Below are 24039 nucleotides of genomic sequence, written 5' to 3' on the forward strand. Positions count from 1 at the left end.
GTTCCTTCATCGTCCCTGACGTCCCGCATACCGTTCCCACTGCCGCTTTCCGGTGTTCGCGCCCGCCGCCGGCGCTGACGCGCCGCCCCGGCACTGTTGTGAACTGCCCTGTCTGCTCACCGCATGTCACAGGGCCGATTGCATCGCGTACCGGGCTCTCAGTTCCTCGGCCACCTTCTGCGACGCCGGTTTCCGGACGGGCCCGCGGGGCGGCTCGACGGGCGTCCGCTCGGCAGGACGGGAGGCGGCCACCCCACGATCCGCACCGTCGTCGGACGGTACGACTGCGGAGCCGGTGTGGGTCTTGTCCGCCTCTGTCGCACCGGAGGGCTCTTCCGCCCCGGCCTCGGCCGCGTCGGGGCGGACAGGGCGGTCCAGCGGGCTGTCGACGCCGTCCTCGTCCACGACCTGGGTGTGCACGTCGGGCGCCTCGCCGTACTGGACCGCGATGCGCTCCCATACCGATGGCGAGGGCCCGGTGCGGCCGTCCCCTCCGCCGAAGGGAGCCGCTGCGTCGATCAGTGCGTAACGCGCCTCGACAGGGGTGAACCCCGCATCCTTCATCAGCGCGACACACCGGTCCGTGACCTCCGCGAGCGCGGGCCGGTCCTCCGGGGCATGGGCGAGCATCGCCGTAACCAGCGGGACGAGCGCCTCGGGCAGCCCGGAGAGGTCCGGCGGCTGGGCCTCGTCGGTCACCTGGGCGACGATCGCCGGCCAGCCGCGTCCGTCGTACGGATAGTGGCCGGCCGCCGCGTACAGCAGGACCGTGCCCAAACCGTAGACGTCAGCCGGTTTCTTCACCCGGGAGCGGCCGAGTGCCTGCTCCGGGGGCATGCAGCGGACCGTGCCGATGATCATGCCGTCGTGCGTGAGGGTGTCCTTGCCCGCGTCCAGGAACGCGCCCAGCCCGAAGTCGATCAGGATCGGGCCGTACTCGCCGAGCATCACGTTCTGCGGCTTGAGGTCGCGGTGCAGCAGATCGACGGCGTGCACCGCCTCCAGTCCCTCGGCGAGCAGCGCGCCGAGGCTGGCGACGAGCGGCACCGGGAGGGTCCCTGCCCTCTCCACCTGCTCGTGGACGGTCAGCCCGGGCACGTATTCGACGGCCATCCACGGCTCGTCGGCGTAAGGGTCGGCGTCGAGGAAACGGGCCACCCGGTTGGTTCCGATGACCGTCCGGGCGATCAGCGCCTCTCTCTCGAAGCGCGCTCGGGTCGCCTGATCGAGCCTGTCGTTCCTGATCACCTTCACCGCGACCGGGTCGCCGCCGGGTGAGTAGGCCAGATAGACCTGTCCCATGCCCCCCGCACCCAGCTCACGCTCAACCGTGTACCGGCCGATCTGCGCGGGCACCTCAGTCATCTCTGCCGCGTCACCCTCTCGTGCCCGCCTGTCCCGGCACGTCCCACTTTCACCGGGGGTTCACCCTATCGCTGCGGCCGCCGTGCCGTCATCGTCTTCTCGGCCTCTGACATCGGCGAACGCGGAGCCGACCAGGAGCGGCGCCCTCTTTCGACTCCTGCTCACCGTACGCAGTCCCTAAGCTGCCGGGCGAACGAGGTCAGATCCCTCATGTCCTCCGGCGGCAGCGGATCGTCGTCGAAGTGAGCGATCCTGTTCCTGATGGCCTGCACGCGCTGGAGATGGTGGACGAACTGGCCGCGGTCCAGTGCCGGGCGGCCCAGCGCGACCCAGTTGGCGTCGGCACGCTGAGCCAGTGCGGTCCTCCTCTGCGTGCCGTCCAAGAGCAGGACGTAGTCGCCGAACATCAGGTCCTCCACCTTGCCGGTGCGTTGCTCCGGCTTACGGTTGGTCGCCTGCACGGCTATGACCGCTTCGGAGTCCAGACGGGCGCCCAGCCAGCGGCGCAGCAACGACTCGATCTCCCCGAGAAGGAAGAAGGGCCGGGCGGTGTTCTGGAACCGGCGGACGATCTCCTGGTACGTGACGATGCCGGATATTCTGCCGTCCTGTCCCCGTACCAGCACGTAACCGTGATCCACGAGCATGGGCAGGCAGCTGAAAACGTCCTCCCTGCTGTCGAACACCGGCAGGGACTCCTGCTGCATGGCGTTCTCCAGCGTCGTGTCCCATCCGTTCTCGTACATGAGGGCTATCGACTTCCAGGTGACCACTCCGTGGAGCTCGGTCATGTTGCTGACCACGGGGATCTGGTTGTAGCCCTCGTAGCGCATGAGATAGGTGGCCTGGCTCAGCTCGGCACCAGGGGGGACGCACTTGAGGCCGACCACGGCCGAGGGCAGTTCCCCCAGCAGCAGGCGCTGCGGCAGCGCTCCCGGCGGCAGCGGATCGGCCGGCACGGCGGGATCTTCCTCGGGTACCACCGTCGTGGTGGCCGCGAGCGGCACGAGCCGCACCCGCGCGAGGGTCGGACAGGTGGAGAAGTCGGGAAGCGTCGTCAGTCCGGCGGCTGCCAGTGACTCGTTCATCTCCCGGATGATGCCGGTCTGCCGCACCCGCACTTCGTACAGGGCCAGCAGCTCGGACAGCGCGAGTTCCGCGCCCTTGAGGGCGATCAGCTCTGCCGTCGTCGGCTTCTTCACCAGCGCTCCGCCTCTTCGTCAGCAGTGCCGCGGACGACCGTGGTGCGCTTGCCCATGGCCTGGAAAACCAGGTCCTCCAACGCGGAGGCGCGCGCCTCGAAGAACGCGACGTAGTCGTTGGCCCGCAGCGCCTTGGCATCGATGAGATGGGTGGAGATCACGTCGTCGAACCACTCGGAGCGCATGTCGGCCGCCGCCGCAAGGGGCTCCAAGTACGCGGCCGGGGCACCACTGAGGGCCTGGGCCGCGCGGAGTGACAACGGTGTTTTGTTGATGATGGAGCTGGCCGGGTAGCGCTCGTCGAGATTCCGGCGCACCCAGTTCTTCGGGAAAATCTGGTGCACGTCGACGCCGTACTCCACCAGCCGACCAGGGGTCATGGGGCTCTCGGTGTAGTGCCAGTCCACAGCACCCTGGCGGATCAGGAGCGCGAAGATGCCCTTGTATGCGGCGCTGTTACGGGTCTTGAGGGTGAACAGGCGCTGGGGGTCGAAGATGGAGTCTGCGATCGTGTCGGGGACTTCGCCGTCGTCACGGATCCACGCGATCAGTTGCTCCACGTCACGGGTGAAACGGGTCTCCGTCGAGCCGCCGTACATCTCACCGAGGACGCCACACCAGTACCACTGTGTGACCTTCTGAGTTGCCTCCGGGGTTTCGAGATCCGCACCGAGGATCGCCCGGACCGCGGCCAGTGGGACCACCTGCGTCCGGTACGGCAGGTCCGCGGCCTGGACGATGCACTGCGTGAACAGAAACTCTCCGACCCATGCGAAAGCATCTCGAAGTCGGGGGGCGAGCTCCTGGAAGTCCTCCAGCGGGAGCTCCAGTAGATCGCGCCGCTTGCAGGAGACTCCCACCGTGGAATCGAGCAGTTTGCGGTTCCATGTCCGCACCAGAGCCACTGCCTGAAGAAAGTCGCTGTTGGTCAGACCGTCGTCGAGGTCCACCTCCAGGCGGCCGAGCACGGGGTACCGCTCCGCCACATGCTCCTTGATCGAACGCCATACGGAGGGCAGGTCGTAGTAATCGCCCGTGCGACTCGTGTACGCACGATCCCCGGCATAGGTGGCGGTCAGCAACTCGAAGACGTTGAGTGGGACGCCTCCGGTGTTGACCCGTTCGAAGACAGCACAGACGGCGTCCATGGACGTCGACGAGGACAGATTGATCATCGGCACCTGAAACGACCTGACGGGGTGCAACACCTGGTCCTCGAACTTGATCCACAGATCGAAGTTCTGCGCCTCGTCCGCCCTCTCGTACTCGCGACGCCATGCATTGACCCTCTGGGTGTCGAAGACGATCCGCAGGGGGAACAGCCCCGCAGCGCATTCACCCGCGGTGTCGCTGAGATCGTGTACGACCTTGCGCCCGAAGTCCCTGCGCAGGATGCGGTCCTCCGGCACAGAGACGATCGCCTCGTCACGGTCGGACGGTGAACCGGTCGCCTTAGCTATGTCGACGTAGTACCAGCGGCGGACCGACTTACCCCGTGTGTCCACGGTTCGGACCGGTGCATCGGCCACGTGCAGAGCTTGGAAGAGCGAGGTCAGACGTTGCTGGCCGTCCAGCAGCAGGAGACTCGGATCCCGCTCGGCGACCGACTCCGCACCGGTGAGCGGCCTGGTACGGAAGCGGGAGGCGCCACCGGTCTCCAGCGTCATCGTGACACCCAGGGGGTAGTCGAGCGTCACGGTCGCGATGATGGCCCTGATGCGGTCGTCGTCCCACTTCCAATCCCTCTGGAAGTCAGGAAGTTGAAGCCTTCCCGAGGCGACGTCACCCAGAAGCGTCTTGAGATTCGCACTGTCCAGCCCTGCCACGTGCCCCGTTCCCCACCCTCGTGTCTTCACGGACAAGGCATTGCATCAAGGGAAACTTGCACCGTCAACAGCTACTTGACGTAACGTCACATTTGCGGGCTGGACTTCCGCCGTTGCAGGGGGCTAGCACCGGGATGCGTGAAGACGGCGCTTCGTCCGCCCGGGATCGTTCTGACTGATCCCCGGCTTACGCTTGCCCACCACCGAGTACTGATTGCCATGCCCACCTATGCAGACAGGTTTGCCAATTGCGGCGACACGGGCCCTCGCTGGCTCCGCGGCAGAGTGATGAGCTTCAGCCCCGATCCCGCTACCGACGACCGCTTGCGGCCGAGGGAAGGACTGCTGGAACCCCTGCGCTTCACGGACCCGCAGAACAGACTGTTTGGGATCGAGGATGGAGACGATGCGTCCATTCTCCGATGCAGCGGCCGTTCGCCCGTCAACTGTGCCTTATCCGTGCCGGTCCGGGCGCTACCCCTTCCCCAACGGCGAGCACTGATAGCGAACCCCCCGGCTGACCATCCTGAAGCGGTCGCGCCCCTGGGCCGAGAACGGGTTCGGCAGGTCGAAGACGCGGCGTTCCTCCGGGACGAGGGCCGAGGTGATCAGCAGGATGCGGTAGCGGTTGCCCCGGGCATGGCGGCGGGCGGCGTCCACCTCGGACGGTCCGAGTTCGAATTCCACCCGCTCGGCGGACGGGTCGCTCAGTGCCTTCACCTCGTACAGCCGGGTGGTGTCACGCCAGGTGACCTCGAAGTCGTAGCCCAGGGAGTCGGACGCCTCGTCGTCCCCATTGACGACGGCCGCGTAGCCCGAGGTCCACCGCACGTCGGGGTAGTGGCGCTGGAGCCAGGCGCGCGCGGCCACCTCCCCGACGAGGCCGATGGCGGACCGCTGGTCCTCGGTGGTCCGCTTCATCTTCGCGACGACGATGCGCGGCTTGACGGAGGGCTTGCCTCCGCTACGTGGCCGGGGCACACCGGCCACGGTGTCCAGGCGCACCCTGCCCGACTGGGCGAGGAAAGCCTCGTCGATGGTTCTCGATGCGATGTCCGCGATGGTGGAGAGCTGGTCGCTTCCGACCCTGACCTCGGCATCCCCGATGGTGATCGTGCGCGGAGCGACGACGGTGGAGACGCCGGAATCCCGGGCGCGTACCGCCGTCTGCGCGAGATCCTTGTCGGTGAGGCCCAGCGCCGCGGGATCCGCGGCGTGCGGCATTCCGGCAGGCCATCCCACGGCTCGTCCCACCGCGTCGAGCAGACGGCTCTCGCTCAGTGGCAGCAGGTCGCCCAGCCCGGTACCGTCGATGAAACTCCTGCATTCCAGCAGCACCGCCCCGTGCCACCCCGCAGGCACCTGGACGCCGTGACGGCGGCACCAGGCGGTCACCAGTGAGGGCAGCACCGGCACGAGCGCGTCCAGTGCGGCCGTGTTGCGTGCCCGGAGCCGGTCGAGGGGCTCGAGTTCGGTGGGCCGCTCGAGGTCGTCGTCAGCTCCGTGCGCCCCGAGCCATTCCCGCACCCTGTCGCGCATCGCCTCCTCCGGCGGGGTGATGAACCGGGGAAGCCAGTCCGGGTCCGGCTGGAGGTCGTGGAGACCTCGGGCCGCGGCGTAGCCGGAAATGTCCTCACCCTGCTGCGCGGCGACGGCGTATCGCTCGCGGAGCCGGTCGAGGAGGATTCCGGAGCGAGCGCGTACAAAGTCGCCGAAGGCCTGTTCGTGGCGGTCGGGATAGTACTCGGGGGAGTACCCGAGGGCGACCAGTGCGGCGTTGAACTGCTGGAAATCGAGTCCCAGTTCGTCCCTGAGCTCCGCCGGCCTCGTGCAGGAGCGGGCCAGGGTGACCAGCTCCGCCGACGGCAGCGGCAGGCCGGGCGCGAGCCGGTCGATGATCCCGACGAGTTCGCGTTCGCCGGCCGCACGACCGAGGAGGCGGGCGGCCTCCTCGTCCCAGGCGTCGGCGGCCAGGCATGCCAGTACCGGGCGGAGCAGTCTCACCGTGTCCTGCACGTCACCGGTGAGGTTGCGCCGGATCTCGGCGACCTTGGCCTCGGTCGTGTCCAGAGCGGCGGCGAGGACGGCGTCGTCGACGAGCGTCGGGCTGCTGCCGCCGAAGCTCCGCTCGAGTTTGACGAGGACCAGTTCCAGCGCATCCTGCAACCACGGCCTGCCCAGCAGCTGTGCGACCGCGGGTGTTGCCGCCTGCAGTTCGTCCCACCCCTCGTCGCTTCTCCAGACGACCACCGTGGGGTACTCGTCGTCCGGCAACGGCAGGGCGCGCGTCGACGAGGGCGGTTCGGCCGGCGTCCCGGAGACGGTGATCTCCACATCATCGGCGTGTACGACGCGCAGGCCGCGGAGCCGTTCGAGCGCGGCCCGGACACCGCGCTCGCTGCGGCGCACGAATGCCCCGGACTTGAGTTCCATGGCGAGGGCGACCACGGTGACCAGCCACTCCCGTCCCCGGATGAACACCGCCGCCTGACTCGACGGCGTGATGGGGGCACCGTCGCGGTGACGTACCTGCACATGGGTGGTCGACGTGCGCTGCACCCTTAGCCCGTTCGCCTCTGCCAGGCGGACGACGGCGTCACCGGACTCCGCCGGGGCGACGAGGACGGGATGCCCCGCCGGCTCGATGAGCGCCTCCTTCAGGGGATCCGCCTCATCGCAGACGATGACGGGTGCTTCGTCGGCCGACGGGGTGAAGGTGCCGAGCACGTGGGTGCGGCTGACCACGAGGCGGACCTCTTCACCCGGTGCCCAGGGCCACTGGCCCGTCCGTACGATGTTCGACCACGCCCGCTCGTAGTGCCGTTTGAAGGAGACGCTGAGGTACTCGGGCACGTCGCCCCCGTCGAGCACGTCAGCCAGCTGACTCACCGCCGCCCCTGCATGCTGCGGATCTTCCCACCTGCGCAGGCCGAGCCGGAGCATCCGCTCGGCCACATTCCTGTCGGTGACCAGGCGGCGCGTCGACAAGGGCAACGCGGGGACGAAAGCCGGGAGTTCTCCGTCGGAACTGAACCAGGCTCGCCGGGGGGCGACGTAGGAGGGACCATCCGGCTCCTCCACGGGAAGCCAGGCCATGCCCCGGAGGTAGGAGGCCAGAGGAGTGGGCCAGGTGTGCGCGTCCTTGAAGGAATAGGTGGGCCTGTGCACGGTGACGGTGAAGACCTCCTCGCCCCAGGTGCGCAGCCCGTGCATCACCAGCTCGGCGAACTCGCGCCGGGCGGCGGGGCCGAGCCCGGCCACCTCGGTCGCTCCCGCCAGGTGGGCAGGCGGGTGCGTGAACTCGTAAAGCGTGTAAGGGTGCTGGAATCGGGTCCAGTGGCTCCTGACGTCGGCGCACCAGGCATCGGTGAGCGCGTCCCCCAGCCCGAAGCCCGCGGCGAGTCCCGTGAGGCGCAGTTCGTGTCCCTGGCGGGCTCCCAGTCGCTCCCCGACGGTCCCCGGCCTGAGGCCGTCGCACACACCGAGGGATTCCAGGAACTCGGTGTAGGCCGCCCGGTCCCGTACCGGCGCGGGCCAGTCGTCGGGGCCGCTGATCCACTGGTCCCGCTGGGCGGCCAGAGCCGGGATCCCGGATCCTCCATCGGCGAGGAACCGCTCCAGCCGCCGCGCTCCCTCGGTGCCCCATGCGGGTGAGAAGGAGCAGCGTGCGGCTCTGCCCCATCGGCCGGTGTCGGTCAGTGGCAGCAGGAAGGGAATACGGGCCAGCCGTCGGCGCTGGGCCTGGGTGAGCAGCGGATACTGCCGGAAGGCGAAGGTCAGGGCGTCACGGCCGAGCGCCTCCGAAGGGTGGCCGCAGAGCAGGTCGTCCAGTGCGTCGAAGACCCGGTCCAGTTGGTACGGGCGCACCAGTTCGTTGCGCTCGAGGAACCCGCGCCCGGCGCTGTCCCAGGCGATCGCCGGGTGGGTGAATGAGATACGGCGCCGGAGTGCCTTGAGATCACCCGGGACCCGGGTGGCGGTGTCACCGTCCGCGATGTCGTCGGGCCCGGGGTGGAAGAAGACGGTCGCGTCGTGCCTGCCGGACTCGGTCCGGCCGCCGAGGGCGCTTCTCAGCCGCATGTCCTGGTCGAGGATGAGGCGTCGGCCCCGCAACACACCTTGGTCCCGGGCGAACGCGTGGGACAGGTCGCTGTAGAAGTCCGCCCACGCCTGCCCTTCCGGTTCCGTACCGCCGAGCAGAGACCGGGCCACGGCTTCTGCCCACGCGGCGGCCAGGAGCGCCGGCGGACGGAAGGGCCTGGAGATGACGGCTCTGCACAGCTTGTCCAGACGCGCGTGGCGGACTGGGCCGACAGAGGGGGTCAGCAGGTCGGCTCCGGCCCTCGTGAGTGCCTCGGTGGTGAGTACGCGCCAGGAACGCTTGCCGTCGGGCCATCCGTAGGAGTCCTGCAACGAGCCCCATGCCTCCCTGCCGTGCAGGGGCACGATCGGTTCAGTGGCGAGTCTCCCGTCCAGGGCCGCGTCCAGCCGGTCCGGAACGTCCCAGCACATGAGGTCGAGCACGAGGTCCGCGGCAAGAAGGTGCGGGGTCTGCGAACGAATGCGCCTGCTCAGTTCCACGGTCAGCAGGGCGAGTTGGTCGAGGAGGAAGGCGTTCAGGGCCACCGTCTCACTGATGTCGAGGCGAGCCAGTTTGGTGAAGAACGGGGCATGGGCGTGGCCGGGGAACGGGGCGTGGACGCCCTCGGCCATCGGCAGGAAGGTGTACATGCGGCCGTTGGGGAGCGGTACGTCGAGGCGCAGGGCGACCGCCACCCATGCCTCGGCGTGCCAGCTCTCCCATGCGGCGTCGATCTCACGCGCCTGGACGCTGCGGCTGATCGCTCCGCTCAGGGCCTCGGGATCAAGGGAGCGACGCGCCAGCAGGTAGCGACCCGCCCCGGCGAGGTCGATCTCCTGTACCCAGTCGTTCTCGCCCTCGGCGACGAGGTCCGGCGTGCGCTCGGTACGCGAGAGAACCTGTCGGAAAGCGGTGTCGGAGCCGTCCCGCACCTCGACGAGGAGTTCGGCCACCCGGTCGAGGAAGAGCAGCAGCGGCGCCTCGACGTTCACCACGTCCTCCGCCTGTGCCACGGCGAGTCCCCAGGCGTGCCTATCGCGCAGTGGCAGCCGTACGACCGTGGAGTAACCCTCCTCCGCGAGTTCCTTGAGCACGGGGTCGGTAACGTCGGCCGGTACCGGGAGTGCCAGCGGGGAGATGTCCTCGATCACCCGGGCCGCGAGTGTCGGGCCGTCCACCAGGGTGCACACGTCCTCGGGCCTGGCGAAGCGGAAGCAATAGCCGTCGAATACGGGGGAGTCGGGTGAGGACTTCGAGTAGATCTCCGGCCAGTCCGTCACTTGCAGCACGCTGCGGAAGCCGAGGCCCTTGTTTCCGATACCCTCACCGGCCGCCTTGCTCGACAGGGCCAACTCAGTGATGGCGCGGAAGTTCTCCTCGGCGAACACCGCCCCCTCGTTGGCGACGTAGAGGACGCCGCCGTCCTCCCGCGTGACCGCCAGGACGGCGATCCTTCCCGGGGCGGTTCGACCGAGTGCGTCGTGGCCGTTCTGGACGAGTTCGAGGATCGTGCGGCCCTCGTACTCCTGGGCGGTGTCCTCGCTTACGGACTTCAGGCTCTCGGCGAACCTCCATGTCTCGCCCGCGTCCCGGTAGATCTCGACTCGCCTCCGGGTCAGGGCGAGTACGGCCGACCGGAATCCGTCGCCCTCCGCGGCATCCCACATCGATGTCATGGTTGTTCCCCCTCGTTCATGCACAGCCCCGCGCCTGCCAGAAGCCTCGTGGCAATGCCATCCAACCGAATCAGGGGGCATGAATTCTGGTGAATCCCACATCGAGATGCACAGAGGCACCCGGCCGCTCTCGCTGCTCCCCACGCATTCACGCGTGCTGCTTGATCGCCTTCGCCGAGGTCACCGACCGCGAGCGAACGCATTTCCCGAGTCCCCCTGGAGCTCTTCTGGGACTTCCGGCTGCATCAACAGGTATGAGTGTGAAACAGTTGAAAGGCCATTCGTGCAGGTCAGCGACGCACGACCGTCATCGCGGCAGGTGATGACGTCCGCTGGTCCCTCCCGGGACATCTGACCCTTCAGGGTGTGAGGTGTGCACCCCCCGAAAAGGGATAGTCCGACACCGTGGACGCGTCTTTGGTGACCTTCGGCCACAGCACCGCCGGGCGGGACCGGATCACCGAGCTGCTGCGTGACGCCGGCGTGGCGGCCGTCGTGGACGTGCGGACCGCTCCCGGCAGCCGCCGTGACCCCGATCTGCTGCGGGAGCGGCTGGCCGAGTGGCTGCCGGGTGCCGGCATCGCCTATCGGTGGGAACCCGACCTCGGCGGGTTCCGCCCGCTGCCCGAGGACAGCCCGGACGTCGTCTGGCGCAACGTCTCCTTCCGCGGGTACGCCGCCCACACCCGGTCCCCCGAGTTCGTCGCCGCCATGGACCGGGTGCTGCGGGAGGCGGGGCACGCGCGCACCGCCGTGATGTGCAGCGAGGCGGTCTGGTGGCGCTGCCACCGCCGTCTGATCGCCGACTTCACGGTGCTCGCCCGCGGTGTACCCGCCCTGCACCTCATGCACGACGGGCGCCTGAGCGCCCATCGGCCGACACCGGGAGCCCGTCTGCGGGACGACGGGCTCCTCGTGTACGACGCCCCCACCGAGCCGGCCCGGGGCTGAGCCGTCAGTACAGCTTGTTCACCGCCGTAACGGTCGTGGCCTTGAAGTCGGCCACCTGGGCGTGCTGGAAGGTGCCCATCTGGCCCCACCGGACGATGGTGACGGTCGCGCCGTCGCGGCCGACCGAGAAGAGGCCGATGTCGGAGGAGCCCCAGGCGGATGCGGTGTGGATGCCGTAGACGTCGGCGCCCTCCTCGACGTTCAGCCGGCCGTAGTACTTCTGCGTGGCCGTGATGTCGGGGTCCTGCCGCATCAGCTTCTTCGCGCAGCCGGCGAGGTCCTTGCGCAGCAGCGCCGCGAAGTCCTTCGCCCACTGTTCGCTGCGCCCCTCGACCGTGAGCTGCTGGGCGTTCGTGTCGTACTCCGTCCAGTACTCCCGGTGCGTGGTGATGGACGGCAGGGCGTCGCCCACACAGATCGGCAGCGGGTCGGGCTGGCCGGCGGTGACCGGCCCGGCGTACCAGGGCGAGGACGGGTGCGGCGGCAGTTCGGCCGGCTCCAGGAACCGGGGTGTGTCGGAGGCCGGCGTGGCGGCGACGGCCGGGACGGCGGCTGCGGCGACCGCGGCGACGGCCGCCAGCGCGACGACGGTGGTACGGATGCCTCGGGCACGAATCTGCATGATCTCCCCCATGGTTGCCTTGGTCGATGCACGGGCTTCCGCCCTTGCCCCCCGTATGACCCGTCACCGCCCGCAACCGTTGCCCTCTGCCTCCGCTACGGGTCAGTCCCGAATGTCACCGTCGTGCTACCGGGTGCGAGGCCGGTGCTCCCCCGCACTCCGCCCCGCCCCGGACCGGCCGGGGTCCGGCTATCAAGGCGACCGGGGCGTCGAGGTGCCCGCCACCGTCCGCGAGCGGGGCGGACGCCGAGGTCGGCTGCCCCACGTGCCGCCGGCTCCGGACCCGGCGGGCCGATTTCCGCGAACATCTCGCCGCCGCCTGGGAGTTCACCGGACGGCCTCGGCCCGGGCCGGCCGCTCGCGCCCGGCGCGCGCCGTCCCCCCGGCCCGTGATCCGCTTCACACCGGCGAGCGAACAGGTCCGGGTCGTACAGGGCGTAAAGCGACCGAAGAATGGATAGGGGCTATACGGCGAAACGCGGTGAGTGTCCGACGTGCCCGGATGCCGGGTGCAGCGGCTTCAGGAGGGGGAGCGCGCATGGACGGCCGGCCCTTGTATCTCGAACCGCGACTGGAGCCACGGCTGAGGTCGCTCGTGGCGGCGCACGGCACACTGCACTCGCTCACCGACGCCCTCGGCTCACCTGTGCACGTCGTCGTGCCGGACCAGATCACCGAGAACCTGGAGCGGTTCCGTTCGGTGTACCGGGCGCATCACCTGTCGGGGCAGGTCTTCTACGCCCACAAGGCCAACCGGTCCAGTGCGCTGCTGCGGCGGCTCGCCGCGACGGACGCGGGCGTGGACGTCGCGTCGCTGGGCGAGTTGCAGCACGCCCTGGGTGCCGGGTTCGGTGCCGACCGGATCACGGCCACGGGGCCGAAGAACCCCGAGTTCCTGTGGCTGGCGGCGCGTACGGGCGTCACGGTCAGCGTCGACGCCGCCGCCGAGCTGGAGCAGCTCGCCTCCCTGGTGCGCAAGCACGCGCTCGCCCCGGTGCCGGTGCTGCTGCGGCTGTCGTCCTTTCAGTCGCCGGGCGTGCGGGTGCTGAGCCGGCGCAGCCGCTTCGGCACGCCCGCAGGGGAGGTGGAACTGCTGCTGGAGGCGGTCGAGCGGCATGCCGACGCGGTCGCCCTGACCGGGGTGGCGTTCCATCTGGACACGACGAGCGTCGCGGAGAAGGCGACCGCTCTCGAAGGGAGCCTGGCCGCCCTGGAGTTGTGCCGCAGCCGGGGGCTGCGGCCCCGGGCCGTGGACGTGGGGGGCGGCTTCGGCATCAGCTATCTTGCCGAGCGGGAGCAGTGGGAGGCGTACACGAGCGGGCTCACCGCCGCCGTCCTCGGCCGCCGAGAGCCCCTGACGTGGGGTGGGCACGGTTACGGGCTGCGTGACGAGTCCGGCACCCTGCGCGGCGCGCTCGGCCTCTACCCCGCCCACCGGTCCGTCGCGGGCGCGGCCTACCTGGACGAGCTGCTGACCCGGCCCGCCGCCTCGCTGGGCGGCCGCCCGCTGGCCGCGCTGCTGCTGGAGCACCTGTACGACCTGCACATCGAACCCGGCCGGGCGCTGCTGGACCAGTGCGGGATCTCGCTGGCGCGGGTCCTGGAGGTCCGCACCCAGGAGGCGGGTGGGGAACTGCTCGTTCGGCTGGCCGCCAAGGCGGACGACATCGCCCTGGAGGACCACGGAGTGCTGATGGACCCGGTCGTCATCCCCAGAAGCGGAGCCGGGCCGGGTGAGGGACCCGTCGCGGTGCACCTCTTCGGCAGTCTCTGCCTGGAGAGCGACCTGATCACCCGGCGCACGGTGTTCCTGCCGCGCCGCCCGGAACCCGGCGATCTGCTGGCCTTCGCCAACACCGCGGGCTACGCCATGGACTTCCACGCCACACGCGCCCAGCACCAGCCCGCCGCCCGCAAGGTCGCCGCGTGGCAGGACGGTGACGGGTGGCGCTGGTGCCTCGACGACCAGTTCTGGCCGATCACGCCCTCGGGGGGAGTCCAGTGAGGTACGACAGCATCACCGAGGCGATCGGCAACACCCCGCTGGTGCGGATCGACCCGGCCGTGCACGGCCTGCGCAACATCGACCTGTACGCCAAGCTGGAGATGCTCAATCCGTTCGGCTCGGTCAAGGACCGGGCCGCCTGGAGCATGGCGGGGCCCCTGCTGGCCGAGGCGGTCGAACACGGCAGCCAGGTGGTCGAGTTGTCCAGCGGCAACACGGCCAAGGCCCTGGCGGTCATCGCGGGCATGCACGGCCTGGGCTTCAAGAGCGTCACCAACCGCATGCGGGTCCCGGAGATCAAGGACCTCCTGCTGCTGCTCGGCGCGGAGATCGAGGAGCTGCCGGGGCAGAGCGAGTGCCTCGACCCGACCGCCACGGACGACCCGCTGACCCTGTTCCACCGCACGCTGTCCGCGTCCGGCAGCGCCTATCTGCACACCGACCAGTACTTCAACCCGCGCAATACCGAGGCCCATCTCACCGGCACCGGCCCGGAGATCGTCAAGGACCTGGACGGCCGGGTCCCGGACTGGTTCGTCGCCTGTGTGGGCACCGCGGGGTCCTCCACGGGTGTGGCCCGCGCCCTGCGGGAGGAGGACCCGTCCGTGCGGGTGGTGGGGCTGGTCGCGGCCAAGTCCGACTTCATCCCGGGGATCCGCACCATCGACGAGGTGCAGGAGGTCGGCCTGTTCGACCCGGAGACGTACGACACGATGGAGTCGGTGAGCGCCGACGAGGCGATCGAGGGCATGCTGACCCTGAACCGCCGCTGCGGCATCCTCGGCGGGCCGACCGGAGGTGCGGCCTACTTCGGCGCTGTCCGGCATCTGCGCGCGGTGGACGAGGAGTTGACCGAGCGCAGGTCGGCGGTGTTCATCGTCTGCGACCGGGTGGAGAGCTATCTGAGCTACGTCCGGCAGCGGCGCCCCGATCTGCTGGGCCGGCCGCCCCGGAAGAACTCGCCGGCCGATCTGTCGGACGCCGAGGTCGCGGGTGCCCCGTCGATCGGCGTGGCCGACGCCCGGCGCTGGATCGACACCGACGGGCCGCTGGTGGTCGACCTGCGCAGCCCGTTCGCGTACGCGGCGCTGCACATCGACGGGTCGGTGAACATCGTCGACGAGCTGTTCGCCGAACTCCTCCAGGGCGGGCTGCCATTCAGCCGGCGCCGGCCGGTGCTGCTGGCCTGCCCGGTGGGCGAGCAGTCCGCGCGGTACGCGGCGCTGCTGACCCGGATGGGCCACCCGGACGTGCGCAGTCTGGCCGGCGGCATCATCGCCTGGCGGGACGCGGGCGCGCCCCTGGTGCGGGACTGACCGGCGTGACCGCGCCGATCCCGCGCGAGGAGCTGCGCCCGTGGCAGCAGGCGCTGCGCGCCCAGTTCCCCATCGTCACCGGGCACCCCGAGCTGGCGTACCTGGACAGCGCGGCCACGGCGCAGAAGCCGCAGGCCGTGCTGGACGCCGTCCAGAGGTACCTGACCACGTCCAACGCCAACTCCGCGCGGGGCACCTACACCTGGGCCAACCGGACCACGGAGCTGGTGGAACGGACCCGCGAGCGCGTCGCCCGGTTCCTCGGGGACCCCCGGCCGGAGCGCTCCGCCGTGCACTTCACCAGCGGCACCACCGAGGGGCTGCGGACCGTCGCCCGCGACTGGCTGCCGGGTTTCCTGCGCGACGGCGACGAGATCGTCGTGCCGGACGCCGACCACCAGGCCAACATCACGCCCTGGCTGGAGGCCCAGCGGCTGCTCGCCCGGGAGGGCGTGCACGTCCGGGTGGTGCCGATGCCGTACCAGAGCGGCTCCGGGGACTACGACCACCGGGCGCTGGCGGAACGGGCCGGGCCGCGCACCCGGTTCGTCGCCACTACCCATGTGCACCACGTCTACGGCGGCGACATGAACGTGCGGCGCATCCGGCAGGCCGTCGGCCCGGACGCGGTCATCTGCCTGGACGCCGCGCAGAGTGTCGGTCATCTGCCGGTTTCCGTGGCCGAGTTGGACGTGGACTTCGTCGTCTTCTCCGGGCACAAGGCGCTGGCCCTGCCCGGTTCCGGGGCCGTGTGGGCCCGGCAGGCGCGCGGCCCGGCGTTCGTGCCCGGCGGGTGGAGCGGCACGCCGAACACCGTGGGCATCGCCTCGCTCGAAGCGGCCCTGGACTGGCTGGACGCGGCCGGTGTCGATCGCATCGAGCGCTGGACGGCCGACCTGGCGACCCGGCTCACCGACGGGCTGCGCCGGCTGGACGCCTACGAGATCCTCGGCTGTCCCCTCAGTCTGGCCGCCGACACGGCCGTGCAGCGCCGCCAGGGCATCGTGACGCTGCGGCACCGGGCCATCGACTCGGGCGACCTGGGGTTCATCCTGTTCAGCCACGGGTTCATGGTCCGCTCCGATCATCACTGCCAGGGCGACGCGGGCGAGAAGACCGGTTCGGTGCGGGTGAGTCTGCATGTCTACAACACGGTTGAGGAGATCGACCGGCTGCTGTCCGTTCTCGCCTCACTCCTGTGACACCACCGGCTATGCATAATGGGAACCGTTTCCACCTGTAGGCTCGGACCGGTAACGAGTCAGGTGCGAGACGGCGAGGTGGCGCGACCGGATGGGGCTGAGTCTGGCGACGGCGGAGCGATGGGTGGAGCGCTGGGAGCTCCAGCAGCAGCGGTACGCGGTGGACCGCGAGGAGCGGTTCACGGTGATCGCCGATGTCGTCGAGCACGTCACGGCGGGGTGCACGGCCCCGCCCCTCGTCGTCGACCTGGGCTGCGGGCCCGGCTCGCTGGCGGCGCGGCTGATCCGGCGGCTGCCCGACGCCGAGATCGTGGCCGTGGACCGGGACCCCCTCCTGCTGGAGCTGGGCCGCACCCACCATCCGGACGCGGCCCGCTACGTCGACGCGGAGATCGGCGCGCCCGGCTGGGTGTGGGCCCTGGACCTGGACCGGCCCCTGGACGCGGCGGTCTCCACGACGGCCCTGCACTACCTCGACCGCGACACCCTGCTCGGCACCTACCGGCAGCTCGCCGGGCTGCTGCGGCCCGGGGGCGTCCTGGTCAACGGCGACCACCTCCCCCAGGGCGAGGCGGGCCCGGCCGGGATCGCCGCCCATGTGGGGCGCTGCCGGGCCGGCCGGCAGCGGGTGTTCGCCCATGAGGACTGGGGCTCCTGGTGGGCCGCCGTCGCCGACGACCCGGAGCTGTGCGACCTCCTCGCCGAGCGCCGCCGCCGCGCGGCGCCTCCCGGCACCGGCCGCCCCGCCGAACTCCCCCTCCCCACCCACCTGGAGCTGCTCCGCCAGGCGGGCTTCGCCAAGGCCGGGCCGGTGTGGCAGTACGGCGACAGCTGCGTGATCGTGGCGGTGCGCTAGCGGTCGGTTCACCCGTACGCCCGCGTCGGGTGGCGTCGGACGGCGGGCGCCCGGACAATACATGCAGGAATCGCTATATGTTAATGTCGCCATGTCGGCCGAGCCCAGGCACCACGGGCGGCCACCAGCACATACGAGGAGCACCACCATGACCACCGCCGAGCACATCACCCACGAGGACCACGCGCACGCCCACGGCGACGACTGCGGTCACCTCTCCTTCCCCCATGGCGACCACACCGACTACGCCCACGACGGCCACATCCACCGGACGCACGAGGGTCACACCGACGAGTGCGCGAACGGCGGCCACGCGGTGCACAAGAACCACGACCACCAGCACGGCGACGACTGCGGCCACTTGGCCGTGCGGCACGGCGACCACACGGACTACGTGCACGACGGCCACCGCCACGCCGCCCACGAGGGACACTGGGACGACCACTGACGGGAGTCGTCTCCGGCAAGACGGAGAACGAACTGGGAATCGTTGTCATATGCTAATGTGCGCATATGACAACGACGCCCTCTCCCCCGACGGACGAGCCGGACCCGACGCTGCAGGCGGCAAGCGAGCTGCTGCGCGCCCTGGCCTCGCCCGTACGGCTGGGCATCGTGCGGGAACTGTCCGGTGGCGGGAAGTACGTCCATGAACTGGTGACCGCCCTGGGCGTGAGCCAGCCGCTGGTCTCCCAGCACCTGAGGGTGCTGCGCACCTCCCGGATCGTCACCGCCCGGCGTCAGGCCCGCGAGACGCGGTACACCCTCACCGACGACCATGTGGCGCACATCGTGCTCGACGCCATCCGGCACGTTCAGGAGTAGCGCGTCTCAGGTCAGGGCCTCCCAGTGGACGGTGCGGTCGCACCAGCGCTCCAGCAGGGTGCGGTCGTGGCCGACGGCCAGCAGGGCGGCGCCCGTCGCAGCGCGGTAGTCCTCGACGGCCGCGACCAAGGCGGCGGCGGTGGAGGCGTCGAGCATCGCGGTCATCTCGTCGCACACCAGCAGGCGCGGGCGCAGCACCAGAGCCCGGGCGAGGCAGGCCCGTTGCAGCTGCCCGTCGCTCACCTCGTGCGGCCGCCGGGTCAGCAGGTCGGGGGTGAGGCCGACGGCGGGGGCCAACTCGGCCACGCGGCCGGGGACTTCCTTGCCGCGGCCGGTGGCGCGCAGAGGCTCGGCGATCAGGTCGGTGAGCGACAGCCGGGGGTCCGCGGAGAGCCTGGCCTGCTGGAAGACGACGCCGAAGGCGGTGCGCAGGGCGCGTGGGGCGCGATGGCGCCAGTGCCGTACGACCTCGCCGTCGAGGAGCAGGGTGCCGGAGTCGGGGCGGTGCAGCAGGGCCGCGACGCGGGCCAGGGTGGACTTGCCGCAGCCGCTCGGGCCGAGCAGGCCGACGGACTCGCCCGGCGCGACGGTCAGGGAGACGTCCCGGACCACCGGCGCGTTCCTGACGTATCCGGCGGTGATGGAGCGCAGTTCAAGCACGGACGTCCTCCGGCACGTGCGGGTGGTGGCAGGCGACCGTGCCGGTGGGCGGCTCGGTGGCGCAGGTGTCGGTGGCCCGGTCGCAGCGGGCGGCGAAGGCGCAGCCGGCCGGGAGGTCGCCGAGTTCGGGCGGCATGCCCGGGACGGGGGCGAAGGCCCGGTCGGGCAGGGCCTGGAGCAGGCCTCGGCTGTAGGGGTGACGGGGCCCGGGCGAGCCGAAGAAGGCGGCGGCGTCGGAGAGTTCGACGATGCGGCCCGCGTACATGACCGCGACCCGGTCGGCGATGCGCTCGGCGGCTGCCAGGTCGTGGGTGATCATCAGCAGGGCCCGCCCGCCGCCGTTCGCCGCGCTCGGGCCGTCGACGTGCCGCCGCAGTTCGTCGACCGTGCGGTCCACCAGGTCACGGTCGAGTCCGGTGGTCGGTTCGTCGGCGAGCAGCAGGGGCGCGTCGCCGACCAGGGCGAGGGCGGTGGCGGCCCGCTGGGCGAGGCCGCCGGACAGCTGGTGGGGGTGGCGGTCGAGGTGGTCCGCCGGGAACGCGGCCCGGTCGGCGGCGGCCTCGGCGGCGGCGCGCAGGGCGGCACGGCCCCGGGTCGCGGTCAACGCGGCGACCGTCTCCTCCAGTTGGGAGCGGACGGTACGGACCGGCGTGAGGTGGGCGGCCGGGCTCTGCGGTACGAGGCCGACGAGCCGCCCTCGTACGGTGCGGGCGAGGGTCCGCTCACCGGCCGTGAGCAGGTCCAGGTCGCCGAGGACGGCCGAGCCGGCCGTCTGGGCGTTGCCGGGGAGCAGTCCGAGCAGGGCGGAGGCCAGTACGGACTTGCCGCAGCCGCTCTCCCCGATCAGGGCCAGGCACTCGCCGGGCGCCACGTCGAACCGGGCGTCGGTGACCGCGGCGACACGGCGCCCGCCGGGCAGGAGGAACCGCACGGACAGGCCCCGGACGGACAGCACGGGTGTGACATCGAGGTCGGCGCTCACAGCATCAGCTCCGATCGGTGACGGGGATGGATCCGCTCCCGCCAGGCCCCGGCGAGTCCGGCGACGGCGAGGGTCGGGACGATGAGGAAGAGGCCCGGGAAGAGGGTCGGCCACCACTGGCCGGCGAGGAGCGAGCCGCGGGCGCTCTGGATCAGCGTGCCGAGGCTGGCCGTGTGCGTGGGCAGCCCGAGGCCGAGGAACGACAGGGCCGACTCGTGCCACATGGCGTGCGGCACCATCAGCACGGCGGCGAGCGCGGCCTGGGGAAGGACGGCGGGCAGGAGGTGCCGTACGGTCACCCGCCACCGGGACGCCCCGCCGGAGACGGCGGCGTCGATGTACGGCCGTGTGCGCAGCGACAGCACCTCGGCGCGCACGATCCGGGCCGTGGACAGCCAGTGGGTCAGCGCGACCGAGATCACCACCGGCCACACCCCGGGCCGGAACATGGCGACGATGAAGATGCCGAGCAGCAGATGCGGCACGGACGAGAACGTGTCGACCACCCGCATCAGGGCCCGGTCGGCCCAGCCGCCCAGCGCCCCGGCCGCCGCGCCCACGGCCGTGCCGACGACGGTCGCGGTCAGCGCCGCCGCCACGCCGACGAGCAGCGAGACCCGCAGGCCGTAGACGCAGCGCAGCAGCAGGTCGCGGCCGACGTCGTCGGTGCCGAAGGGGTGCGCCCAGGACGGCGGCCGCAGCTTGGCGGCGAGATCGACGGCCTGCTGGTCGAGTTGCACCAGCGGCGGCACGAGCAGCACGGCCAGGACGGTCGCGGCCACCAGCGCGGCGGAGGTGCGCACGCGCAGGGCGCGGGTGGAGCGGCGCCGCGGTCCGTGCGACCGCCATGCGGTCTGCTCCGGGGCGGCGGCGGGCGCCGGTGCGTCACATGTCACTGAGCTTCACCCTCGGGTCGAACAGTCCGTAGAGCAGGTCGGCGAGCAGGTTGCCGGCGAGCACGGCGGCGGTGGCCAGGGTCGTCAGGGCGGCGAGCAGCGGGAAGTCGACGGCGGTGGCCGCCTGGACGGTGGCGGCGGCGATCCCCGGCCAGCTGAAGACGCTCTCCACCAGCAGGGCCCCGGTGATGAGTTCGGGCACGCGGGAGCCGATGAGCGTGAGCACCGGCAGGAGCCCGGAGCGCAGGGCGTGCCCGAGCAGGACGGTGCGTTCGCTCAGGCCGCGGGCCCGGGCGCCGCGTACGGGGTCCTCCGCCAGGGCGTCGCCGACGCCCTGGCGCACGTACAGGGTGAACCACGGCAGCTGGGACACGGCGAGAACCCCGGCGGGCAGGACCAGATGGCTCGTGACCTGTCCGGGCGTGACCTGTTCGCTGCCGGTGTCGGTCAGGCCGCCCGCCGGCAGGACGTCCCACTGGAGGGCGAACAGCCAGACGGCGAGCAGCGCGATCCAGAAGACCGGTGCCGCCTCCAGGGTGTAGGCGAGGGAGGTGACGGTCCGGTCGATAAGCGAGCCGGGACGGCGGGCGGCGAGCACGCCGAGGAGCGTGCCCAGAAGCACGGCGGCGGCGAAGGCGACCGCGCAGAGCAGCGCGGACCACACCAGCCGTTCGCCGATGACCTGGGCGACGGGCTGCCGCATGACGCTGGAGTGGCCGAGGTCGCCGGTGAGGGCGGAGGTCAGCCAGTGCCACCAGCGGGCGGCGAAGGGCTGGTCCACGCCGAGGTTCTCGCGCAGCCGGTCCAGGGTCTGCTGGTCGGCGCCGAGCGCGGCGGTGCCGGCGTAGGCCTTGACGGGGTCGAAGGGGGAGGCGGCGGCGATCGCGAACACGCCGAAGGTGACGACGAGCAGGACGGGGACGGCGACCAGCGCCCGCCGCCCCGCCAGCCGCGCCATGGCTCCCCAGGGCGGGCGGGTCACTTCTTCGGCTGCCAGTCCTCGATGTTCCACCAGGGGCCGCTGGCGAAGCCGTGTTCGTGCGGCTCCCGTTGGGTGCTCAGGCCGTCCCAGCGGTCGGCCAGGACGTAGAGGTGGTCGATGTGGGTGAGGAAGGTGTAGCCGGGGTCCCGCACCAGGGCGCGCTGGAGCTTGTCGTAGGCGGCCCGGCGGGTCTTCGGGTCCTGGCTGCGGCGGCCGTCGTCGAGGGCCCGGTCCACGGCCGGGTTGTCGTAGCGGGCCATGTTGTTGAAGCCGTCTCCGGCGAGGGAGGAGTGCAGCAGGGTGTAGAGGCCGAAGTCGGGGTCGCCGGTGCTGCCGAAGCCCGCGAGGACGGCCGTGTCCTTCATGCGCGGCTCGATGACCTCCCAGGTGGCGCTCTCCACCTTCACGTCGATGCCTGCCTTCTTGGCGTCGGAGGCGTAGGCGAGGGCGTGGTCCTGGCGGACCTTGTCGCCGGAGGGGTAGAGCAGGTCGAAGGCCGCCCGCTGTCCGTCCTTGGCGCGGATGCCGTCCTCGCCGGGTTTCCAGCCGGCCTCGTCCAGGATCCTCCGGGCCCCGGCGAGGTCCTTGGTGCGTTCGATGTCCTCGGTGAAAGCGGGGTCGTCGACGGGCAGCGGCCCGTACGCCGGGCGGCCCGCGCCGTCGAGGATCTTGCCGACCATGGCCTCGCGGTCGACGGCGGCGTCCAGGGCCCGCCGGATCGCGCGGTCGCCGGTGACTTCGCCGGCGGTCGGGAGGGTGACGGCCCGGAAGTCGTTGGAGCGGGCCTCGTAGGTGCGTTTGGCGTCGTCGTCCTTGAACGTGGCGGCGAGGTTGGGCGGGAGGACCGCGCCGTCGAGGTCGCCGGAGCGCAGCCGGGTGGCGCGTACGTCGTCGTCGCCGATGACCGCCATGGTGAAGGTCTTCACCTTCGGCTCGCCGCCCCAGTAGCGGGGGTTGGCCTTGAAGGTGAGCTTCTCGCCCTTGCTCCAGTTGCTGAGGACGTAGGGACCGGTGCCGACCGGCTCGGTGTTGAAGGAGCCGGTGTTGGGGTCCTGCTCGCCGGCTATGTGCTCGGGGACGATGGGCAGCACCGTGCGGGCGGCGAAGGGGGCGTAGGGGTACGCGAGCGTGAAGACGACCTTGTCGTCGCCGCTCGCCCGGACCTCCTTGACGGCGTCCAGCTCGCTCTTGAACGTGTTGTTGGTCTTCGCGTCGAGGACGGTCCGGTAGGTGTAGACGACGTCGGCGGCCGTCAGGGGTTCGCCGTCGCTGAACTCGACCCCGGCGCGCAGGGTGTAGGTGTACGTGCGGCCGCCGTCGGTGATCTTCGGCAGTTCGGCCGCCAGCGCGGGCTTCAGCTTCAGGTCGGCGTCGCGGGCGAGGAGCCCGTCGAAGATCTTGGAGTTGCCGTCCTTGCCGTAGCCGAGCAGCGGGCTGAGGGTGTCGGGTTCGGAGGCCACCCCAAACACGACCGACCCGGCGGACTCGCCGTCGTCCGAGCCGCCGCCGCTGGGAGCCGAGCAGGCGGTGACCGCCGCGGTCAGCGCCGCCGTGACGGCGGCCCCTCGTATCCGACGGGTCGACATGTGACCTCACACCCTTGTTGCTTCAGCCAGGCTATTGCAAAGACATCGCAATTAAACAGGATCGGCGGGTGTCCCGGATCCGGAACGCCCGCCGATCCGCTCACCGGCGGGGCTCAGGCCTGGGTCAGCGTGATGTCCTGCCCCCGGACCGCGTGGAAGGTGGGCAGCGGCAGGCCGCTGAAGGTGCGCAGCTCCATCACGGTGGCCTCGACGTGGGCCGCCCCGGCCACGAACGCGCCGAACGCGGCCCGGCCCGTGTTCACCCAGCGGTGCTCGGCGCCGTCGCACACGGCCCTGGTCCCGCCGATGCCGTGCCGGGCCGTGGAGGCACCCTGGCTCAGGGACGAGCTGACGAAGACCGGGCCGCTGGAGCTCGCGCAGCGGTAGGTGCCGGACAGGGTGACGGTGCCGTCGGCGGCGATCCGGCCCACGGCGTCGACCGTCACGGAGCCGGTCGGGGCGAGGACGGACGCGGTGGCGGGCGCCGCGCCGGCGCCGGTGAGCAGGAGCAGCGCGACACCGGCCGCCGCGCCGAGAAGGGGACGTACACGCATGGGGGAAACCTCCCGGAATGAGGGAATGGCGGCCTCCACTCGTACCGGCCTCGCGGGCCGGCACCCGTGACCCTCACCCCTTCGGTGGCGAGTCCGGGCCGGCCGTCGTGGAACCGTCCTGGGAATGTCCTGGACGTGTCACGCTTCCCGCCGGGCCGTTCCGGTGAGTTCGGGACGGGAGGATGGTCTGTCTGTACGCGTCATACGAATCCTTCGGATGGCCCTACCGACGTGGAGGTGCGCCATGTGTGCCCACCAGCCCCAGTGCCCCGCGACCGACTCCCCCGCCGCGCACGTCGTGGCGGCCCGCCCCGAGCAGGGCTGGAGCCTGCTGTGCGACGGGACGGTCGTGTTCGACGACACCGGCGAACTGCTGCCGGACGGCCGCGTGGTGCAGCCGCGCCGGGTGACCGCGCAGGAACTGGCCGTCGCGGCCTGACCGGAGCGCCACC

The 24039-nt window shown here is 71.0% G+C and carries 19 protein-coding genes; 8 read left to right on the forward strand and 11 right to left on the reverse strand.

Annotation, left to right across the window (positions count from 1 at the left end):
* Window positions 1-126: 126 nt before the first annotated feature.
* The 4 genes from ACFY9E_RS06455 to ACFY9E_RS06470 form a co-directional block, all read right to left on the reverse strand.
* Entirely contained in the window at window positions 127-1365 is a 1239-nt protein-coding gene (locus ACFY9E_RS06455) for a protein kinase (protein ID WP_390979868.1), read from the reverse strand.
* 161 nt (window positions 1366-1526) lie between these two features.
* Entirely contained in the window at window positions 1527-2567 is a 1041-nt protein-coding gene (locus tag ACFY9E_RS06460; protein ID WP_390979870.1) for a CBS domain-containing protein, read from the reverse strand.
* Window positions 2564-4393, reverse strand: a complete 1830-nt coding sequence (locus ACFY9E_RS06465) for a DUF262 domain-containing protein (protein ID WP_390979872.1) — start codon at window positions 4391-4393, stop codon at window positions 2564-2566. The genes ACFY9E_RS06460 and ACFY9E_RS06465 overlap by 4 nt, the downstream gene beginning before the upstream one ends.
* Window positions 4394-4867: 474 nt before the next feature.
* On the reverse strand, window positions 4868-10150 hold the full coding sequence (locus tag ACFY9E_RS06470; protein ID WP_390979874.1) for a sacsin N-terminal ATP-binding-like domain-containing protein: 5283 nt from the start codon (window positions 10148-10150) through the stop codon (window positions 4868-4870).
* A gap of 405 nt (window positions 10151-10555) precedes the next feature.
* Between ACFY9E_RS06470 and ACFY9E_RS06475 the strand changes: the two genes are divergently transcribed.
* Window positions 10556-11101, forward strand: a complete 546-nt coding sequence (locus ACFY9E_RS06475; protein WP_390979876.1) for a DUF488 family protein — start codon at window positions 10556-10558, stop codon at window positions 11099-11101.
* A gap of 4 nt (window positions 11102-11105) precedes the next feature.
* On the opposite strand, the gene ACFY9E_RS06480 is transcribed toward ACFY9E_RS06475, so the two are convergent.
* Window positions 11106-11735 (reverse strand): hypothetical protein, encoded by a 630-nt coding sequence (locus ACFY9E_RS06480; RefSeq protein ID WP_390979878.1) that lies wholly within the window; start codon window positions 11733-11735, stop codon window positions 11106-11108.
* A 526-nt stretch (window positions 11736-12261) separates the two neighbouring features.
* Here ACFY9E_RS06480 and ACFY9E_RS06485 point away from each other — a divergent pair.
* The 6 genes from ACFY9E_RS06485 (at window position 12262) to ACFY9E_RS06510 (ending at window position 17927) form a co-directional block, all read left to right on the forward strand.
* Entirely contained in the window at window positions 12262-13728 is a 1467-nt protein-coding gene (locus ACFY9E_RS06485; RefSeq protein WP_390979880.1) for an alanine racemase, read from the forward strand.
* Window positions 13725-15044, forward strand: coding sequence for a pyridoxal-phosphate dependent enzyme (locus ACFY9E_RS06490; RefSeq protein WP_390979882.1), 1320 nt, complete (start codon window positions 13725-13727; stop codon window positions 15042-15044). The genes ACFY9E_RS06485 and ACFY9E_RS06490 overlap by 4 nt, the downstream gene beginning before the upstream one ends.
* Window positions 15045-15049: 5 nt before the next feature.
* On the forward strand, window positions 15050-16246 hold the full coding sequence (locus ACFY9E_RS06495) for an aminotransferase class V-fold PLP-dependent enzyme (protein WP_390979884.1): 1197 nt from the start codon (window positions 15050-15052) through the stop codon (window positions 16244-16246).
* A 91-nt stretch (window positions 16247-16337) separates the two neighbouring features.
* On the forward strand, window positions 16338-17102 hold the full coding sequence (locus ACFY9E_RS06500; protein ID WP_390979886.1) for a methyltransferase domain-containing protein: 765 nt from the start codon (window positions 16338-16340) through the stop codon (window positions 17100-17102).
* A 148-nt stretch (window positions 17103-17250) separates the two neighbouring features.
* Window positions 17251-17550 carry a hypothetical protein gene (locus ACFY9E_RS06505; RefSeq protein ID WP_390979888.1) on the forward strand — a complete coding sequence of 100 codons (300 nt, stop codon included), beginning with the start codon at window positions 17251-17253 and terminating at the stop codon, window positions 17548-17550.
* Window positions 17551-17615: 65 nt separating this feature from the next.
* Window positions 17616-17927 carry a metalloregulator ArsR/SmtB family transcription factor gene (locus tag ACFY9E_RS06510; protein ID WP_390979890.1) on the forward strand — a complete coding sequence of 104 codons (312 nt, stop codon included), beginning with the start codon at window positions 17616-17618 and terminating at the stop codon, window positions 17925-17927.
* 6 nt (window positions 17928-17933) lie between these two features.
* On the opposite strand, the gene ACFY9E_RS06515 is transcribed toward ACFY9E_RS06510, so the two are convergent.
* The 6 genes from ACFY9E_RS06515 to ACFY9E_RS06540 form a co-directional block, all read right to left on the reverse strand.
* Window positions 17934-18587, reverse strand: a complete 654-nt coding sequence (locus tag ACFY9E_RS06515; RefSeq protein ID WP_390979892.1) for an ATP-binding cassette domain-containing protein — start codon at window positions 18585-18587, stop codon at window positions 17934-17936.
* Entirely contained in the window at window positions 18580-19569 is a 990-nt protein-coding gene (locus ACFY9E_RS06520; protein WP_390979894.1) for an oligopeptide/dipeptide ABC transporter ATP-binding protein, read from the reverse strand. Before ACFY9E_RS06520 ends, ACFY9E_RS06515 begins: the two co-directional genes overlap by 8 nt.
* Window positions 19566-20465 (reverse strand): ABC transporter permease subunit, encoded by a 900-nt coding sequence (locus ACFY9E_RS06525; RefSeq protein WP_390979896.1) that lies wholly within the window; start codon window positions 20463-20465, stop codon window positions 19566-19568. The genes ACFY9E_RS06520 and ACFY9E_RS06525 overlap by 4 nt, the downstream gene beginning before the upstream one ends.
* Window positions 20455-21423, reverse strand: coding sequence for an ABC transporter permease subunit (locus ACFY9E_RS06530; protein WP_390979898.1), 969 nt, complete (start codon window positions 21421-21423; stop codon window positions 20455-20457). Before ACFY9E_RS06530 ends, ACFY9E_RS06525 begins: the two co-directional genes overlap by 11 nt.
* A 20-nt stretch (window positions 21424-21443) precedes the next feature.
* Window positions 21444-23033, reverse strand: coding sequence for an ABC transporter substrate-binding protein (locus tag ACFY9E_RS06535; RefSeq protein WP_390979899.1), 1590 nt, complete (start codon window positions 23031-23033; stop codon window positions 21444-21446).
* 113 nt (window positions 23034-23146) lie between these two features.
* Complete coding sequence (locus tag ACFY9E_RS06540) at window positions 23147-23587, reverse strand: DUF6299 family protein (protein WP_390979901.1); 441 nt, start codon at window positions 23585-23587, stop codon at window positions 23147-23149.
* A gap of 244 nt (window positions 23588-23831) precedes the next feature.
* On the opposite strand from ACFY9E_RS06540, the gene ACFY9E_RS06545 reads away from it, so the two are divergent.
* Window positions 23832-24026 carry a DUF5999 family protein gene (locus ACFY9E_RS06545; protein WP_390979903.1) on the forward strand — a complete coding sequence of 65 codons (195 nt, stop codon included), beginning with the start codon at window positions 23832-23834 and terminating at the stop codon, window positions 24024-24026.
* The last annotated feature ends 13 nt before the right edge of the window (window positions 24027-24039 follow it).

The sequence above is a fragment of the Streptomyces sp. NPDC012466 genome (assembly GCF_042955215.1).
Classification (GTDB): domain Bacteria; phylum Actinomycetota; class Actinomycetes; order Streptomycetales; family Streptomycetaceae; genus Streptomyces.

What these genes read in the sequence shown, in the direction of transcription:
- ACFY9E_RS06455 (WP_390979868.1), bottom strand. Translation starts at nt 1,365, where the DNA reads ATGACTGAGGTGCCCGCGCAGATCGGCCGGTACACGGTTGAGCGTGAG.
- ACFY9E_RS06470 (WP_390979874.1), bottom strand. Translation starts at nt 10,150, where the DNA reads ATGACATCGATGTGGGATGCCGCGGAGGGCGACGGATTCCGGTCGGCC.
- ACFY9E_RS06480 (WP_390979878.1), bottom strand. Translation starts at nt 11,735, where the DNA reads ATGGGGGAGATCATGCAGATTCGTGCCCGAGGCATCCGTACCACCGTC.
- ACFY9E_RS06485 (WP_390979880.1), top strand. Translation starts at nt 12,262, where the DNA reads ATGGACGGCCGGCCCTTGTATCTCGAACCGCGACTGGAGCCACGGCTG.
- ACFY9E_RS06500 (WP_390979886.1), top strand. Translation starts at nt 16,338, where the DNA reads ATGGGGCTGAGTCTGGCGACGGCGGAGCGATGGGTGGAGCGCTGGGAG.
- ACFY9E_RS06505 (WP_390979888.1), top strand. Translation starts at nt 17,251, where the DNA reads ATGACCACCGCCGAGCACATCACCCACGAGGACCACGCGCACGCCCAC.
- ACFY9E_RS06510 (WP_390979890.1), top strand. Translation starts at nt 17,616, where the DNA reads ATGACAACGACGCCCTCTCCCCCGACGGACGAGCCGGACCCGACGCTG.
- ACFY9E_RS06530 (WP_390979898.1), bottom strand. Translation starts at nt 21,423, where the DNA reads ATGGCGCGGCTGGCGGGGCGGCGGGCGCTGGTCGCCGTCCCCGTCCTG.
- ACFY9E_RS06535 (WP_390979899.1), bottom strand. Translation starts at nt 23,033, where the DNA reads ATGTCGACCCGTCGGATACGAGGGGCCGCCGTCACGGCGGCGCTGACC.
- ACFY9E_RS06540 (WP_390979901.1), bottom strand. Translation starts at nt 23,587, where the DNA reads ATGCGTGTACGTCCCCTTCTCGGCGCGGCGGCCGGTGTCGCGCTGCTC.
- ACFY9E_RS06545 (WP_390979903.1), top strand. Translation starts at nt 23,832, where the DNA reads ATGTGTGCCCACCAGCCCCAGTGCCCCGCGACCGACTCCCCCGCCGCG.